Genomic DNA, 14,060 nt, shown 5'->3' on the forward strand with positions numbered 1-14,060 from the left:
CGCCAATAGGGTGCGGAATCTTTCTAGCCACGCATACCCAGGTCCGCAAAACTGACGGTTCTCGCTTCGCATGCTTGCGTAAAAGCGGTGTCGTAGCTCGAGAAAAAGACCGTGCGGGTTTCGGCCAGCGTTTTAAACAGATCGACCAGAACGCCACGCGCCGATGCGTCGAGTCCGCCGACCGGTTCATCCGCGATCACGACTTTGGTCTCGCCGAGTACGGCCCCGGTCAGGAAGAATTTCTTGCGCGTGCCAAACGACATCTGCTCGAAGCGCTTGTCGAGATGCGGCTCGAGTCCGAAGCGCAGGGCAAGGTCGAGCGTGTGGCTATCGACTGCTGTCTTTCTCTCCGACGCCACACGCGCCAGATAGTCTCGACCGGTCTGCTCCGGATACGTCATGCAGTCTTCGGGCACGTACGTGAGCACGGATTTCGCCTCGCGCGGCGCGGTGCGCAGCGAATGGCCGCCGAGCCACACGTCGCCGGCGTCGGGCTCGATCGTGCCGGCGAGGATGCCCAGCAACGTCGACTTGCCGCTGCCGGATTCATCGTTGAGCGCCACGCATCCTGCCGCCGTGTCGTAATGCAGCCCCTGAAAGATGATGCGTTCGCTATAGCGTTTGCTGAGGTTCTCGAATCGAAGCATGACGTGCGGAGTGGGTCAGCCGAAGAATGTGCCGGACGACGGCAGCGACGGTTCTTCGGGAAGTTAGCGGTTTGCAAGTGTAGCAGTGCGCTCAGATGCTTTCGCGGCATCCGACAATGACACCACCCGTTGGTGAGGTAAGCGAGGCGACATCCGCGCGCGCGGTGTAAAGTTGCGTCTTTTTGCGCCGCTAAAAAAGGCTTTACCGCAATTCTGCCCATCTCCTGAACACCTCGACGCTTCCCCCGTCGACCGCAATCCATGCAAACAGCTGCCCGCAAAGCGGCCCAACCGTCCCGCGCCGAACTCAGGCGTATCGTCACGGCAATTGTTATCGGTAACGGCTTCGTGGCGTACGACTTCACCGTCTACAGCTTTTCCGCGGTCATTATCGGCAATCTGTTCTTTCCATCGAGCAATCCCGCGTCGTCGCTCTTGCTCTCGCTCGCCACCTTCGGCGCGGGCTTCGTGATGCGCCCGCTCGGCGCGATCATGATCGGCTACATTGCCGACAGCCGTGGCCGCAAAGCCGGCCTCACGGTATCGCTCACGCTGATGACCCTTGGCACGTGGCTGATCGCGTGCTTGCCAGGCTATGCGTCGATCGGTCCGGCCGCGACGGTGTTGATGGTGCTCGCGCGCCTGATGCAGGGGCTCGCCGCAGGCGGTGAGATCGGGCCGGCGTCGGCTTCGCTGATGGAGTCGGTCGCCTACCGGCACCGCTGTTTCATGGTGAGCTGGCGCGGCGCGAGCCAGGGCGCGGCGGCCTTCGCCGCCGCGCTGGTTGGGGCCTGCACGACGGCGCTGCTGTCGCCCGCCGCCATGCATGACTGGGGATGGCGCGTTCCATTCGTGCTGGGTGGGCTGATCGGACCGGTCGGCTGGTACCTGCGTCGCCGCATGCCGGTGGCCGCGCCGCTGCCGCGTACGCGGCTCAGTGCGAGGCGCATGTTCATGGAGTACCCGCGTCCCTTCGTCTGCGGCCTTCTGATGATGGCGGCGCCTTCGGTGGGCATCTACCTCACCGTCTTCTATATGCCGGCCTACCTGGTTCGTACGCTGCATCGGCCGGCGGCAATCAGTCTCCTGACAGCCTGCCTGTCGGGCCTCGTGATCCTGGTAGTGACGCCGCTCGTGGCGCACGCGGCCGACCGTTTCGTAAGCCGCAAGACGTTGCAGTACGCGGCACTCGTGGCGTCGCTGGCGGCCGCGTGGCCGGCATTCTGGGCGCTGACCCACGGCGTGGGTGAGGTTGCCGCGCTCGTCATCATCACAGGGTACGTCGCGCTTGCGGTCAACAATGCCGGTCCGAGTTCCGTGCTGATGATGGAGGCGTTTCCGGTGCATCGGCGCGCGGCGGGAGTTGCGATGATTTACAGCTTCGGCGTCGTCCTGTTCGGCGGATTTTCGCCGTTCCTCGTGACGTGGCTGATCAACCGCACGGGCGATCCGATGGTTCCGGCGTGGTATCTGATGGCCGCGACCCTGCTTACGCTTGCTGCGGTAAGGGCCTTTCCGGAGGCAGAGGCGCCGGATGCGAGCCTTGCCGGTGCTTCGCAGCCGCCGGCTTAAACCGGCTTAAATCGGCTTAAGCGCGCTCCCCCAGCGCTCCCTCGTGCCGCGGTGCTGCAGGTCCACGGCGCGCGCCCGCATGTCCTGCGGGCTCATGTCGAAGGCGCGGCGAAACGCGCGTGTGAAATCGGACGCGCTCTGAAAGCCGAGTCCATAGGCGATTTCCGTTACCTGAAGATGCGGGAAACGAACCAGTTCGTCCGCTGCTTCCCGCAAGCGGCGATTGCGGATGTAGGCGCCGAGTCCGCCGTCGTGCTCGAGCCAGCGATAGATGGTGGCGCGTTTCAGCTGTAAGGCCTGAACCACGCTGGTCGGTGTGAGGTCGCCCTGATGAAGATTGGCTTCGACGTAACGCCGCACCTGTCCCATCACGGCGGCCTGCATCGCCGCCCGGCTCGCGCCGGTCAGTCGCGCCTCCTTGCGGAAGGCGGCGATCAGCAGTTGGGCGCCGGCATGTAATGCCTCCGCCGCGCTGGCTGGATCGAGCCTGGGGATTTCCCGGGCAACTGCCGTCATGTGGTCCAGCACAAGACTGGTCAACGGCGCACCCTGCTGGACGACGCGGCCGTGAATCGCTGTGGCGTCGCGCAGTTCCTCATCCACGATCGCAGCGGGTACGAACAGGCTCAGAAGCCGGCATTCGGGTCGCTCGGCCCGAAACGGCTGATTCAGGTCGAACGCGACGATGCCCTGCACCGAGCCCTGCTCGCTGCGTTTCTTGCGCATGCCCGTGACGTGGCCGACTTCGCCTTCCACGAACAGTTGAAAGGCGTAATCGCGCCGCGAGTCTGTGGAAACCCGCGCGACCGATCGTTCCAGCAGCACCGCGTCCGTGCTGCAGTCCGTAAACACCATGCCGCCGACCGCATAAAGATCGATCTCGCCGCGAAATCCGCCGGCGACCTGTTCCTTCGACGGTGGCACGTCGACCACATGCCCCACGCGCTGGCGCCAGGCCAGAAATTGTTCGTCGGCTGTGAGCGCGTGCGTGCTGAAGCGGCTCGTGGAAATGGCGGAGCGCGATTCGGCTGCGGCGGCAGCAGCCAGGTGCGGCGGTAAGGTGCGCTGGTTCATGGATCGGTTGCTGCGAACAATGCGTGTGATTCCGGCGGGCAGCGGCGGTAACCAGATATTTAACACGCCGTCGTCCAATATTGAGACGGATGGTAAAGCCTAACAAAAAAGCTGCGGTATCGTCGGATGATTAGATGCAGATCGGTTTCATCGACGGCGCCACCATGCGTTTATAACAGGCTCCGCGTTTGAACACGCAAAGCACGCAGAAAGCGCGCCGATTGGCATTCTCGGCGCAATGGGTGCGAGGCCCGGGCTTTGCCGGCGGCCAATTTACGGGGAATCGAAAGATGAGCGGCACGAACAGGCAACCGACCGCCCAACGCGGCGGGCGGCGTCCGTCCAGTCTGGTGGATAGCCAGTTGGAGCATCTTGAGAACATGGTTCAGTACGTGACACGTGGCGACGCGGCTGGCGTGCTGGTCCCGCTAGACCATGAGTATTGGGAAAAGCGCATTCGCGCGCTGGAAGAGACTCATGAGCTACTTGCCAGCCATCGCAAACGCGTCATCAAGCTTCTCGACCTGCTCGGGACTGATGCGCAGATGAAGCTGAGGCGGCGTACCGCTGCCTGAGTTCAGATTTACTGAAGGGAAAGGTTGCGAGGATCGGGGGTAGTTGCAGGAGAGAAGATCGGTGCCACAAGGTACCGGCAATAAAAAAGAAGGACCTGAGAGTGCGGTAATGATGCGGATGGGCCCACAGAGGTTCGCCGCTCAGTTGTGAAACCGATGGGCGTCTTGCCCATCGGACGTCTGGGGGTGTTGCAACACACACCTGCGGACTTGGCCGAGCAACCGGCGGGGGATCGCCACGAAAGTGTCGTCCTCGCCGGGCGCTCGCTCGGCTCATGCCTGCGTCATACCAAACCTGCCTATATAGCCGCCAGCCTGTTTGGAATTGCGCCTCTAATATTCCGCGATTTACTGCAATATTGACCGCTTTTAAATAGGGCGCGGTTACTTTCAGGTATGCAGAATACGCAGTGAATATAGCGCTGATAAACTGTGCGCCGGAACAACAGGTCGTCGCTTTCAAGGCGCCGATCGCTCCCCCAAATTCGACGATTTAAATCGCCGGACTACCCACCGCTACTACCTGTATTTGACCAGTATCAGGGCTCCCTTTAGCCCGTTTTTGGAAGTGACTCATGAAGCCGGGAAAGAACTCGCTTGGGAAAAGACGCGCACGCAAGATCGCCATTGGGGTCAGTGCGGTATTAATCGCGGCATTGCTCGCATTCAGCGTTTGGATTTATCAGCAGCGCGACGTGCGGACAACTCCGGCGCTTACCGGCATCGCGAATCAGATGCGTCACGATCCCTCGGCGTGGACACATGACGAGAAAGACGCGTCGCAAATGCTGCGCGATATTCACGACGCCAACGTGGCCGCGATCGGCGTGAGCCCCAACGCGATTCTCGTGTCGAAGCGCGATGGCGCGAAATACTTCGTCACCGACCATAACGCGACGTTTTCGCACGCACTATTGCTCGGTGAACCCAAAGCTGGCCAGGCCGCGTCCTACCAGCTCGTCTGGCTACCCGACGCCGACATTCGCACCGGCGCATCGCGCTGGGTGCCGGTGTTCAATCAGGTGCGCGACGCGATCAGTTTGCTGTTGCCGCTATTGCTGATTGGCGGCATGGTGTGGTTCATGCGCCGCGAGATGAGAGGCGGCGCGTCGCTTCTCAGCAAGGCGCCTACGCTGCGTTTCGACGACGTGATCGGCGCGGGTGAAGCGAAGGCGGCGCTCGCGGACATCCGCGGCTATCTTTCCGATCCGAAGCAGTTCACGTCGATGGGCGTGCGCGCACCGTGCGGCATTCTGATGGTCGGCGGCCCTGGCGTTGGCAAGACGCGGCTTGCCCAGGCGCTCGCCGGCGAATGCGGCGCGAACTTCATTTCGATCACCGGCAGCTACTTCAGTGCGAAGTACTACGGTGTCGGCATCCAGAAGGTCAAACACCTGTTCGAACTCGCGCGCAAGAATGCGCCCACGGTCATCTTCATCGACGAAGCCGACGGCCTCGCCAAGCGCACGGATACCGGCGGCGGTCCCGTCGAAGCCGAGAGCAATCGCATCATCAACCAGCTGCTGGCGGAAATGGATGGCTTCGCTTCGAATGACGGCGTCATCATCGTCGCGGCCACGAACCATCCCGACAATCTGGACGAGGCGTTGCGCCGGCCAGGCCGTTTCGATCGCACGGTGCAGGTCCGTTTGCCCGACCGCGAAGACCGCGCGAAAATTTTCCGCTTCTACGCAGAGAAGCTGAAGTCGAAGGCCGCCGACATCGACTACGACCAGCTCGCTCGCCTGACTACTGGTCTGTCTCCGGCAACGGTCGCGATGGTCGTGAATCAGGCGGGACTGGTCGCGCGCAAAGCCGGCGAGACGGAAATCGCCGCGAAGCATTTCATGGAGGCGATCAAGATTGCGCGCATCGGCGACGTGAGCGGGGCAGAGCGGGCACTGAGCGAAGACGAGCGTACGCGTATCGCGGTGCACGAAGCGGGACACGGTCTCGTCGCCGCGCTGCTCGGCACCGGTGTGCTGGAAGAAGTCACGATCTTGCCGCGCGGCGGCGCATTGGGTGTGGCGCTCATCACCAAGGCGCAAGACAAGCACCTGTACCGCGAAACCGAGATCCGCAACGAGATTCAGGTCCTGCTCGGCGGTCGCAACGCCGAAATTCTCACGTTCTCCGAAGCGTCGAGCGGCGCCGCGTCGGATCTGCAGGAAGCGTCGCGCATCAGTCTCGACATGGTGTCGAAGTTCGGCTTCAATCGCGATGGCGATCTGTTCAGCCTCGCGGCGCTGCCGTCGCAGTACGCGGGGCTGCAAATGAAGAGCGCCATCGAGCACGCCAACGTGCTGCTCAAGGAGTTGAACGAGTTGTGCTACGGGCTGCTGCATGCTTATGAGCCCGTGCTGCGCGCCATTGCCGACGAACTGCTCGAGCGGGAGACGGTTCCGGGCGAAGCGGTTTACCGGCTGATCAAAGAGCACAAGAGCGCGCTGAAGATCGTCCACGAGCCGGCTGCCGCTTGATCCGCGTTTGTTCCGTTTTGCCGCCACGAGAGCGGGAACGTCATTTCTTGGGTGGTGGCGTGTCGCCCTTTTGCGGCAGAGGCTGATCGAGACCCGGTTCGACTGGGGTAGGAATGGCGTCGCCGATAGGCTTGGAAACCTCGGTAGGCGGGCTGCCGGGGTCTTCATCCGGCTTGTTTTCGTGCTCGTTCGGGGGATTGGGCAGGTTTGCCATGCTGGCTCTCCGGTGGATTGCTATGAGCAATGAGCAGCAATACGCGTTCCACGGCTGGTGCGCACAGCCCACACCCTTATAAAACCCCGGATTTCCAGACCATTTGCGCAGCGGCTGCCAGAACGAACACCAGAACCAGAACGCGAAACGCTCCCGGCGGCAATCTGTCTCTAAGCGGCCGTACCAACAGTATTCCCGCGATCACCGGCACACTCGCGCAGACCGAAATGACCAGATCGCTCCAGCTGGCATGCGCACCGCCGCTAAACGTGGCAACCAGCGTGATGATCGACACCACCAGAATAATTGCGATCTGCTTGGTAAAGACTTTTCCCGTCGCGCCCGTGGCGATCAGATACATCGCCAGCAAAGGCCCCGGCACCGAAGCGATGCTCTCCATCACCGCCGCCCCGAATCCCAATACGAAGCCCGCCGGTTTCGCCCATCTCGGTGACAGCGTGAGCCGCGGTGAAAGCAACAGGAGCAGCGCCGCAACGATCAGCAATACGCCCGCAGCAGCCTGCGCGCGATGGGGCGCAAGCGAAATCAGTACGCTCACGCCGACGATGTTGCCGATCACCGTACCGATCAAGGGCGCGGCAATGCGCCGGACCGTCGGCAGCATGTCGCCGCCTTCCAGTGCCTGTGGAATATTGCCGAGAATGATCGGCATCGAGAGCAACAGAACGGCCTCCTTGATCGGCATGAACTGGCTGAGAATCGGCATCGCCACCAGCGGCACGCCGATACTCACCACGCCCTTGACCATTCCGCCCAGCAATAGCGCCGCAACAATGCCGAGCAGCGCGTAAAGGCTGAGCGTCTGCAGGCTCGCGCCAAGCACGCCGTTGGCGAAACTGAAATGAAACATCGTTGAAGTCCGCGAGCCCACCGCGCGGACCAGATGGACCGGAGTTCGCGCGGGCAGTGGCTTGTTTTTATCGTTCGGCCTGTTCAGTGCCTGCGTGTCGCGCAAGGGTCGAAGCAGCCGGCCAAGTGAGGCCGCATGATACCGCGCCCTTACTCATGTCGCATGAAAGCAGAACGTAATGGGTGAGTCCTTCAGGCGGCATCTGAAGCGGTGCTTTTTTCTCTCAACGCATGCCCGTTGCGGGCAGCAAAAGAGGCCGGTGTTTGCGTAGTAGTTGGTGTCGTGGTGTCCAACGGCGCACGCCGTGTTTTCAAGCGAAGAATGGGTGCTTCGATCAGGCGCCAGGACAACACGGCCATCGTCAGTGAAATCACGAATGACGCGACAATTCCGGCGACATGCGCCCACAGCGGCACGGTACCGCCGAAGAACGCCGTGGCGTGGTGGTTGCGGGTCAGGTCCGGAATCAGATTGTGATAGAGATAAAAGCCGTAGCTGATGCGCCCGAAGTTCATCAGCCAGCCGGTTTCGAGCAGGCCGATCACGGCGGCGTTGCGGCAGCACGCAATCGAACACACCAGTGCCGCGATACAGAGGCCATACAAGGCGCTGACCGTCGTGAAGGCAAGCGAACTGTCCAGTTGACTCCACATAGGCTCAGTCGCACAAAAGCCCACCAGGCAAACGCTCAATACGAACAGCGTCATGCCATGCCCGAGCACGATGCGCAAACGGCTCTCGTTCCCGGCGATCATCAAGCCGCCAATCCCGCCCAAGGCGAGCAGCCAGAAGTTGGTCAGCGGATGCGTATAAATCGTGATGTCCTGCCACTGTGCCGCACGCATTGCCAGCAGCGAAACGAGTCCCACCGCGATGATCGCGAGGCACACGGCGCGATGCCGCCGCACCGCAACCAGCAGCAATAGCGGCGCAAACACGAGATAAAACTGCTCCTCGATCGCGAGGCTCCAGAGATGCGAGTAACGCCCCGGCCAGTAATGCAGCACCGAGCCGATCCAGAAGTTCGACAGATAGGCGAAATGAAACGGCATGCCGCTCGCGAGCTCCGGGCTCGCCATCCCGAGCGCCATCAGCACGCACATCACCGCCAGCATCAGGTAGTAAATCGGAAAAATGCGCAACGTGCGGCGAAACAGAAAACGCTTCAATTCCAGACCGAACCGGCTGCCGTTTGTTTCGATGCGTGCGCGTTGTGCGGACAGAATACCGATGATCAGAAAGCCGCTTAACGCGAAGAATATCCACACCCCAAGATGGCCAATTTCGCCGATGTCGCCGAATAAACGGTGCTGAAAAAAGACCATAAGGACTGCGATCGCGCGCAATCCGTCGAAGCCTGCAATTCTGTTGTTCATGTGGTTATCTTCCAGTGCGAAGGCGGTGCGCAAAGCGCTGCCGTTCAGGGCGAGAGTGGAAGGACCGGAACGTACCGGTGACGGCAAAGTCAACAACGGCAAAGGGAAAACGTCGCAATGACGCTCAGCAAACCAGGAGATCGAAGATCAGCCCGGCAGCGTGTCCGGTCCACATGAGTGGCCGCCGTCGAGGGGTGGTATCGCGGGAAATGCGCGGGGTCCGACGGGCGTGCATTAACCCATCCTACGATGAAAAAAAGCGAAAAAAATCGCGCATCGCAATCAGTGATTTTTTTCAGTGACCTTTACCGATCGTGTTTGTGCTGGATGGTTTGAAAGTCGCAAAACTTGCTGCAAGACTTTCCGCTAACCATGGCACGACAACTCAGTATTACTGCATGCCGACATCTGATTTTCAGATTGCTGGCACTCCGAATGCATTTAGAGGGCGGTTGTCAGCGCATGTCGAGTTGGCGCACGGCCTTGCTGGGAACGTTTTATTCTCATGGAGTTCCTACATGGAACTCCCTGTGTATGACCGCTTTTCACGGCGCATTGCACGCACGCGCCATCTTGCGAGAACCAGAATGGACACCCGCCGCGGACGCTCGATCGAAGTGGATTTCTTCCGCGGCGTCGTGTTGATCGTCATCGTGCTGGACCACATTCCCGGCAGCACGCTGTCGCATCTGATGTTGCACACGTATGCCCTGTGCGACTCGGCGGAAGTGTTCGTGTTCCTCGGCGGCTATGCGTCGGCGGCAGCGTTTACAGCGGTACTCGCGGGCCGTGGCGAAAGTGCGGCGAAGATGCGTTTCGTGAGGCGCTGCTGGGAGATCTATCGCGCCTATCTATTGACGGCCGTATTGACGCTGCTGTCCGGCGCCGTCCTCGCGCTATTGCATCTGAATCAGCCGATGGTCGACCTGACCGGCTGGCAGCCGTTCGCGGTTCAGCCGCTGCGCGAAGCATTCGATATTGCCGTGCTGCGGCGCCAGCCGTATTTGTCGAGCGTGCTGCCCATGTACGTGATCTTTGCGCTATTCGTGCCATTCGTGGTGCCGTTGGCGCGCCGGTCGTCGCTCGCGGCGCTGGGCCTGAGCGTGACGATCTGGGCGCTTGCCCGGCCGCTGGCCGCGCTATTCAGCATTGACGACGTGGCCGACTGGGCTTTTAATCCGTTTGCATGGCAATTGATGTTCGTGCTCGGTATTCTGTGCCGGGTGCAACCCGTCAGCGAGCGCTTTCACGCCACCCGCACGGCGCACTGGTTCACGCGTGCCGCAGTGATCGCGGTGCTGGGGTTCGCCATTGTTAAACTCTTTGTATTGACGCAGCCGCTGCCCGGCTTGAATAAACAGAACCTTTCCGTGGAACGCGTGATCAACTTTCTCGTCATCGCCTGGCTCGCTGCGCAGTTCGTGCGCACGGGCAGCATTGCGTGGCTCGCGCAGCGCTTGCCGGCCGTGGTGACGGTCGGCCGTACCGGGCTTGTGTGTTTTGTCGCCGGCACGCTGGTGTCGTTGATCGTCGATACGGCAACGCCGCATACGTTCCACGGCTTTCGCGGCACGCTGATCGGACTCGGCGGCGATCTGGTCGCCATCGGCGCGGTGCTGATGATCGCGCGCGGCTGGAACGACTGGAGAGGGCCGCGCTCGCGCGCGGCTGTCAACGGCGCGGGTTACGGATGAGGGCGCGGGTGCGCCATGTCCGCCGTGGGCTTTCTAAGGGGCGTTCACGCACTGCTGTCACGGTGGCCGGCGCGGTGCTATGGCTGACGAACGCCTCACCGGCATTCGCCGCGCCCAAGGATGCGCCGCTCGCCATGCGTTGCGCGGAATTCGCGGGCGCGGTGTTGCCCCCGGAACTGATCGCTTTGCCGACTGCTGGCGTGCAAATCGAAAGTGCGGCGATGGTGGCGGCCACCGCGCTCGGCAATCAGCAAGGCGGCGAATATTGCCGTATCACCGGGCGCATCAAGGCGCTCAAAGCCACCACGCCTGATATTCGCTTCGACCTGAATCTGCCGCGCCGCTGGAACGGCCGCGCGTTGCAGATCGGCGGCGGTGGTTATAACGGCGTGGTGGTGAGCGGGACGGGCGTGATGCCGTTCTCTCCGGATCGCGCACCGCTCGCGCAAGGCTATGCGACCTTCGGCGACGACTCGGGGCATGTGGGCGATTCATCGCTCGCGGTGTTCGGCCTCGTGGATGAAGCGGTGACGAATTTCGGCTACGCGCATCTGAAGAAAACGCACGATGCCGCGCTCGCATTGATTGCACGCGCTTACGGCCGGCCGCCGCAACGGATGTATTTCGCCGGCGGCTCGACGGGCGGCCGCGAAGGCTACACGGTGATGCAGCGCTATCCCGACGACTACGACGGCGTAATCGCCAATTCACCCGCGCTCAATTTTTCCGGCGTGCGTTTGATGGGTGTGAAGCTCGGTCAGGCGGAATACGCGACGCCCGGCGGTTTCGTTTCACCAGTACTGCTCGAGCACGTGTATCAACGCACGCTCGCGGTCTGCGACCGGCTCGATGGCGCGGCGGACGGCGTGGTCAGCGACGTCGACGGGTGCAAGGAACACGAAGCGGAAATCATCGCCTCGTTGCGCTGCGCCGGACGGTCTCCCTCGCATGACGAGTGCCTCACCGACACGCAGCTCTCCACCTTGCTGCTGATGCGCGACGGCCTGTCGTTGCCCTACAAGCTGGCGTGGAATGTCAGCGGCTATAGCGGCTACAACATCTTTCAGGGCACGCGTCTGACCGGCATGCTCGGTCTCGGACATCAAGCCGGGCGACTGCCGGTGCCGACCTTCTTCGCCAACGGCTATCTGTTCGCGCAGGGCGACGGCTACGTCCGCTACTTCGTGGCCCACGATGCGGAGTTCGACCCGCTCAGGTTCGACCCGCTTCATCCCGGCAAATATCGCGGACAGCTCATCGCGCTCTCACAGACGATCGGCGCGATGAACCCCGACCTGGCTCGCTACATCGCGAAGGGCGGCAAGCTCATCACACTGCAAGGCCTCGCCGACGAAGTCATCAGCCCGAACCAGACGATCGCTTACTACGATGCGCTGATCGATCGATTCGGCATCGACCAGGTCGATGCATTCATGCGGCTCTACATGGTGCCGGGTTTCCAGCATGGCAGCGGCGTGTTCATTCCGTCGGTGGATCTGCTGGGCGCGCTCGACAATTGGGTGACGCGTGGCGTATCGCCCGAAACGCTGACCGCTACGGATATCGCGGTCGCGACCAACGGACGCTCGCGTCCGTTGTGCCGTTACCCGCTGTTTCCCCGCTATAGCGGCAAGGGCAATGTGAATCTCGCCAGCAGTTTCACGTGCGCCGAACCGTGACGGGCACCGGCCTGTCTGGCAAGAACTCGGCCGGCCCTGAAAGGCTGACACGCTTACCGGCGGTATCCGCTCCTCCGAAATCTCGCGGTTACGCTGCAGGCTTTCCCACTTTCAATTACATTGCGGGTGCGGCGGCGTATTCGTCCCGCCCCCTTTTAATCCGATACCGGTGTCTGCCATCGTCGAATCCATGCAGCCTATCGTCTCAGTCACGAATCTGTCGAAAACCTATGCCACGGGTTTTCATGCACTCAAAAACATCAATCTGGCGATCAATCGCGGAGAAATCTTCGCCCTGCTAGGGCCCAATGGGGCGGGCAAAACCACCCTCATCAGCATCATTTGCGGCATTGTCAATGCGAGCGTTGGCAGCGTGATGGTGGACGGCCGCGACATCGCGACGGACTATCGCGGCGCACGCTCGCTGATCGGCCTCGTGCCGCAGGAGCTCACCACCGACTCGTTCGAAACGGTCTGGGCGACCGTCTCGTTCAGCCGCGGGCTGTTCGGCAAGCCGAAAAACCCCGCTTACATCGAGAAGGTCTTGCGTGATCTGTCGCTGTGGGAAAAGCGCGATAACAAGATCATTACGCTGTCGGGCGGCATGAAGCGCCGCGTGCTGATTGCCAAGGCACTCTCGCACGAACCGCGCGTGCTGTTTCTCGACGAACCCACGGCCGGTGTCGACGTCGAGTTGCGCCGCGATATGTGGAAGCTGGTGCGCTCGCTTACTGCAAGCGGTGTGACGATTATTCTCACCACGCACTACATCGACGAAGCCGAGGAAATGGCCGACCGCATCGGCGTGATCAATGCGGGCGAGATCATGCTGGTGGAAGAGAAGACGGAGTTGATGCGCAAACTCGGCAAGAAGCAGTTGACGCTGCAACTGGAGAGTTCGCTAACTGAAGTGCCGCCGGCGCTGGCCGGATATGGACTGGATGTCGCCAAGGGTGGCAACGAGTTGATCTACACGTATGAGGGCGACGGCGGGCGCACCGACATCATCGCGCTGCTCAAAGCGCTTGACGATGCCGGCATCCGCTTCAAGGATCTGCATACGACGCAAAGTTCGCTCGAAGACATCTTCGTCAGTCTGCTCCGAGGTAATCAATGAATATCTACGCAATTCGCGCGATCTATAAGTTCGAGATGGCGCGCACCTGGCGCACGCTGATGCAGAGCATCATCGCGCCGGTGATTTCGACTTCGCTTTATTTCGTCGTGTTCGGCGCAGCCATCGGTTCGCGTATCAAGGAAGTGGACGGCATCAGTTACGGCGCGTTCATCGTGCCGGGTCTGATCATGCTTTCGCTGCTGTCGCAAAGCATTTCGAATGCGTCGTTCGGAATTTACTTTCCGCGCTTTACCGGCACGATCTATGAGTTGCTATCGGCGCCGGTGTCGTATCTCGAGATCGTGGTGAGCTATGTGGGCGCGGCCGCCACCAAATCGATTCTGCTCGGCTTGATCATTCTGGCGACTGCCGGCCTGTTCGTGCCGCTGCAGGTGCAGCATCCGTTCTGGATGATTCTGTTTCTGGTGCTCACCGCGGTCACGTTCAGTCTGCTCGGTTTCATTATCGGCATCTGGGCGGATAGCTTCGAGAAGCTGCAACTCGTGCCGCTCCTGATCATCACGCCGCTTACCTTCCTCGGCGGGAGTTTCTATGCGGTCAATATGCTGCCGCCGTTCTGGAAGGTCGTGACGCTGTTTAATCCGATCGTTTACCTGGTCAGCGGTTTTCGCTGGAGCTTTTATGGTCTGGCCGATGTGGATGTCGGTGTCAGCCTCGGCATGACCGCGTTGTTTCTGGCGGTGTTTCTCGTGATTGTTGCCTGGATCTTCAAGACCGGGTACCGGCTCAAGAGCTAACGG

Annotated in this window: 12 protein-coding genes; 7 read left to right on the forward strand and 5 right to left on the reverse strand. The window is 61.2% G+C overall.

The genetic code is table 11. The annotated features are described in order from the left end of the window. Positions 1–23: 23 nt before the first annotated feature. Complete coding sequence (locus M0D66_RS09090; protein ID WP_200620451.1) at positions 24–647, reverse strand: ATP-binding cassette domain-containing protein; 624 nt, start codon at positions 645–647, stop codon at positions 24–26. 261 nt (positions 648–908) lie between these two features. On the opposite strand from M0D66_RS09090, the gene M0D66_RS09095 reads away from it, so the two are divergent. Beyond that, positions 909–2,219: an MFS transporter gene (locus M0D66_RS09095; RefSeq protein WP_266210616.1), complete on the forward strand. Its 1,311-nt coding sequence runs from the start codon at positions 909–911 to the stop codon at positions 2,217–2,219. A gap of 6 nt (positions 2,220–2,225) precedes the next feature. Here the strand turns inward: M0D66_RS09095 and M0D66_RS09100 are convergent, their stop codons facing one another. Further along, complete coding sequence (locus M0D66_RS09100) at positions 2,226–3,371, reverse strand: AraC family transcriptional regulator (RefSeq protein WP_308112678.1); 1,146 nt, start codon at positions 3,369–3,371, stop codon at positions 2,226–2,228. Positions 3,372–3,583: 212 nt separating this feature from the next. On the opposite strand from M0D66_RS09100, the gene M0D66_RS09105 reads away from it, so the two are divergent. Further along, positions 3,584–3,868, forward strand: a complete 285-nt coding sequence (locus M0D66_RS09105; RefSeq protein WP_266210617.1) for a hypothetical protein — start codon at positions 3,584–3,586, stop codon at positions 3,866–3,868. Between the two features lie 575 nt (positions 3,869–4,443). Then, the gene (locus M0D66_RS09110) at positions 4,444–6,348 is read left to right on the forward strand and encodes an AAA family ATPase (RefSeq protein ID WP_266210618.1); all 1,905 of its coding nucleotides are present in this window, start codon (positions 4,444–4,446) and stop codon (positions 6,346–6,348) included. Between the two features lie 40 nt (positions 6,349–6,388). Here the strand turns inward: M0D66_RS09110 and M0D66_RS09115 are convergent, their stop codons facing one another. The 3 genes from M0D66_RS09115 to M0D66_RS09125 form a co-directional block, all read right to left on the reverse strand. Further along, positions 6,389–6,562 carry a hypothetical protein gene (locus M0D66_RS09115; RefSeq protein ID WP_167378287.1) on the reverse strand — a complete coding sequence of 58 codons (174 nt, stop codon included), beginning with the start codon at positions 6,560–6,562 and terminating at the stop codon, positions 6,389–6,391. A gap of 76 nt (positions 6,563–6,638) precedes the next feature. Further along, the gene (locus M0D66_RS09120; RefSeq protein ID WP_171926452.1) at positions 6,639–7,433 is read right to left on the reverse strand and encodes a sulfite exporter TauE/SafE family protein; all 795 of its coding nucleotides are present in this window, start codon (positions 7,431–7,433) and stop codon (positions 6,639–6,641) included. A 191-nt stretch (positions 7,434–7,624) separates the two neighbouring features. Beyond that, entirely contained in the window at positions 7,625–8,809 is a 1,185-nt protein-coding gene (locus tag M0D66_RS09125) for an acyltransferase (protein WP_266210619.1), read from the reverse strand. Positions 8,810–9,396: 587 nt separating this feature from the next. Between M0D66_RS09125 and M0D66_RS09130 the strand changes: the two genes are divergently transcribed. The 4 genes from M0D66_RS09130 to M0D66_RS09145 all read left to right on the forward strand — a co-directional run bounded on the left by M0D66_RS09130 (position 9,397) and on the right by M0D66_RS09145 (position 14,057). Then, on the forward strand, positions 9,397–10,503 hold the full coding sequence (locus M0D66_RS09130) for an OpgC domain-containing protein (RefSeq protein ID WP_256457744.1): 1,107 nt from the start codon (positions 9,397–9,399) through the stop codon (positions 10,501–10,503). Positions 10,504–10,565: 62 nt separating this feature from the next. Then, positions 10,566–12,182 (forward strand): tannase/feruloyl esterase family alpha/beta hydrolase, encoded by a 1,617-nt coding sequence (locus tag M0D66_RS09135; protein ID WP_266210638.1) that lies wholly within the window; start codon positions 10,566–10,568, stop codon positions 12,180–12,182. 190 nt (positions 12,183–12,372) lie between these two features. After that, complete coding sequence (locus M0D66_RS09140) at positions 12,373–13,299, forward strand: ABC transporter ATP-binding protein (protein ID WP_093633050.1); 927 nt, start codon at positions 12,373–12,375, stop codon at positions 13,297–13,299. Continuing rightward, a complete protein-coding gene (locus M0D66_RS09145; RefSeq protein WP_093633049.1) occupies positions 13,296–14,057 on the forward strand; it encodes an ABC transporter permease in 762 nt (253 codons plus the stop codon). The genes M0D66_RS09140 and M0D66_RS09145 overlap by 4 nt, the downstream gene beginning before the upstream one ends. Positions 14,058–14,060: the final 3 nt, after the last annotated feature.

Source organism: Paraburkholderia sp. SECH2, assembly GCF_030464795.1.
Lineage (GTDB): Bacteria > Pseudomonadota > Gammaproteobacteria > Burkholderiales > Burkholderiaceae > Paraburkholderia > Paraburkholderia aspalathi.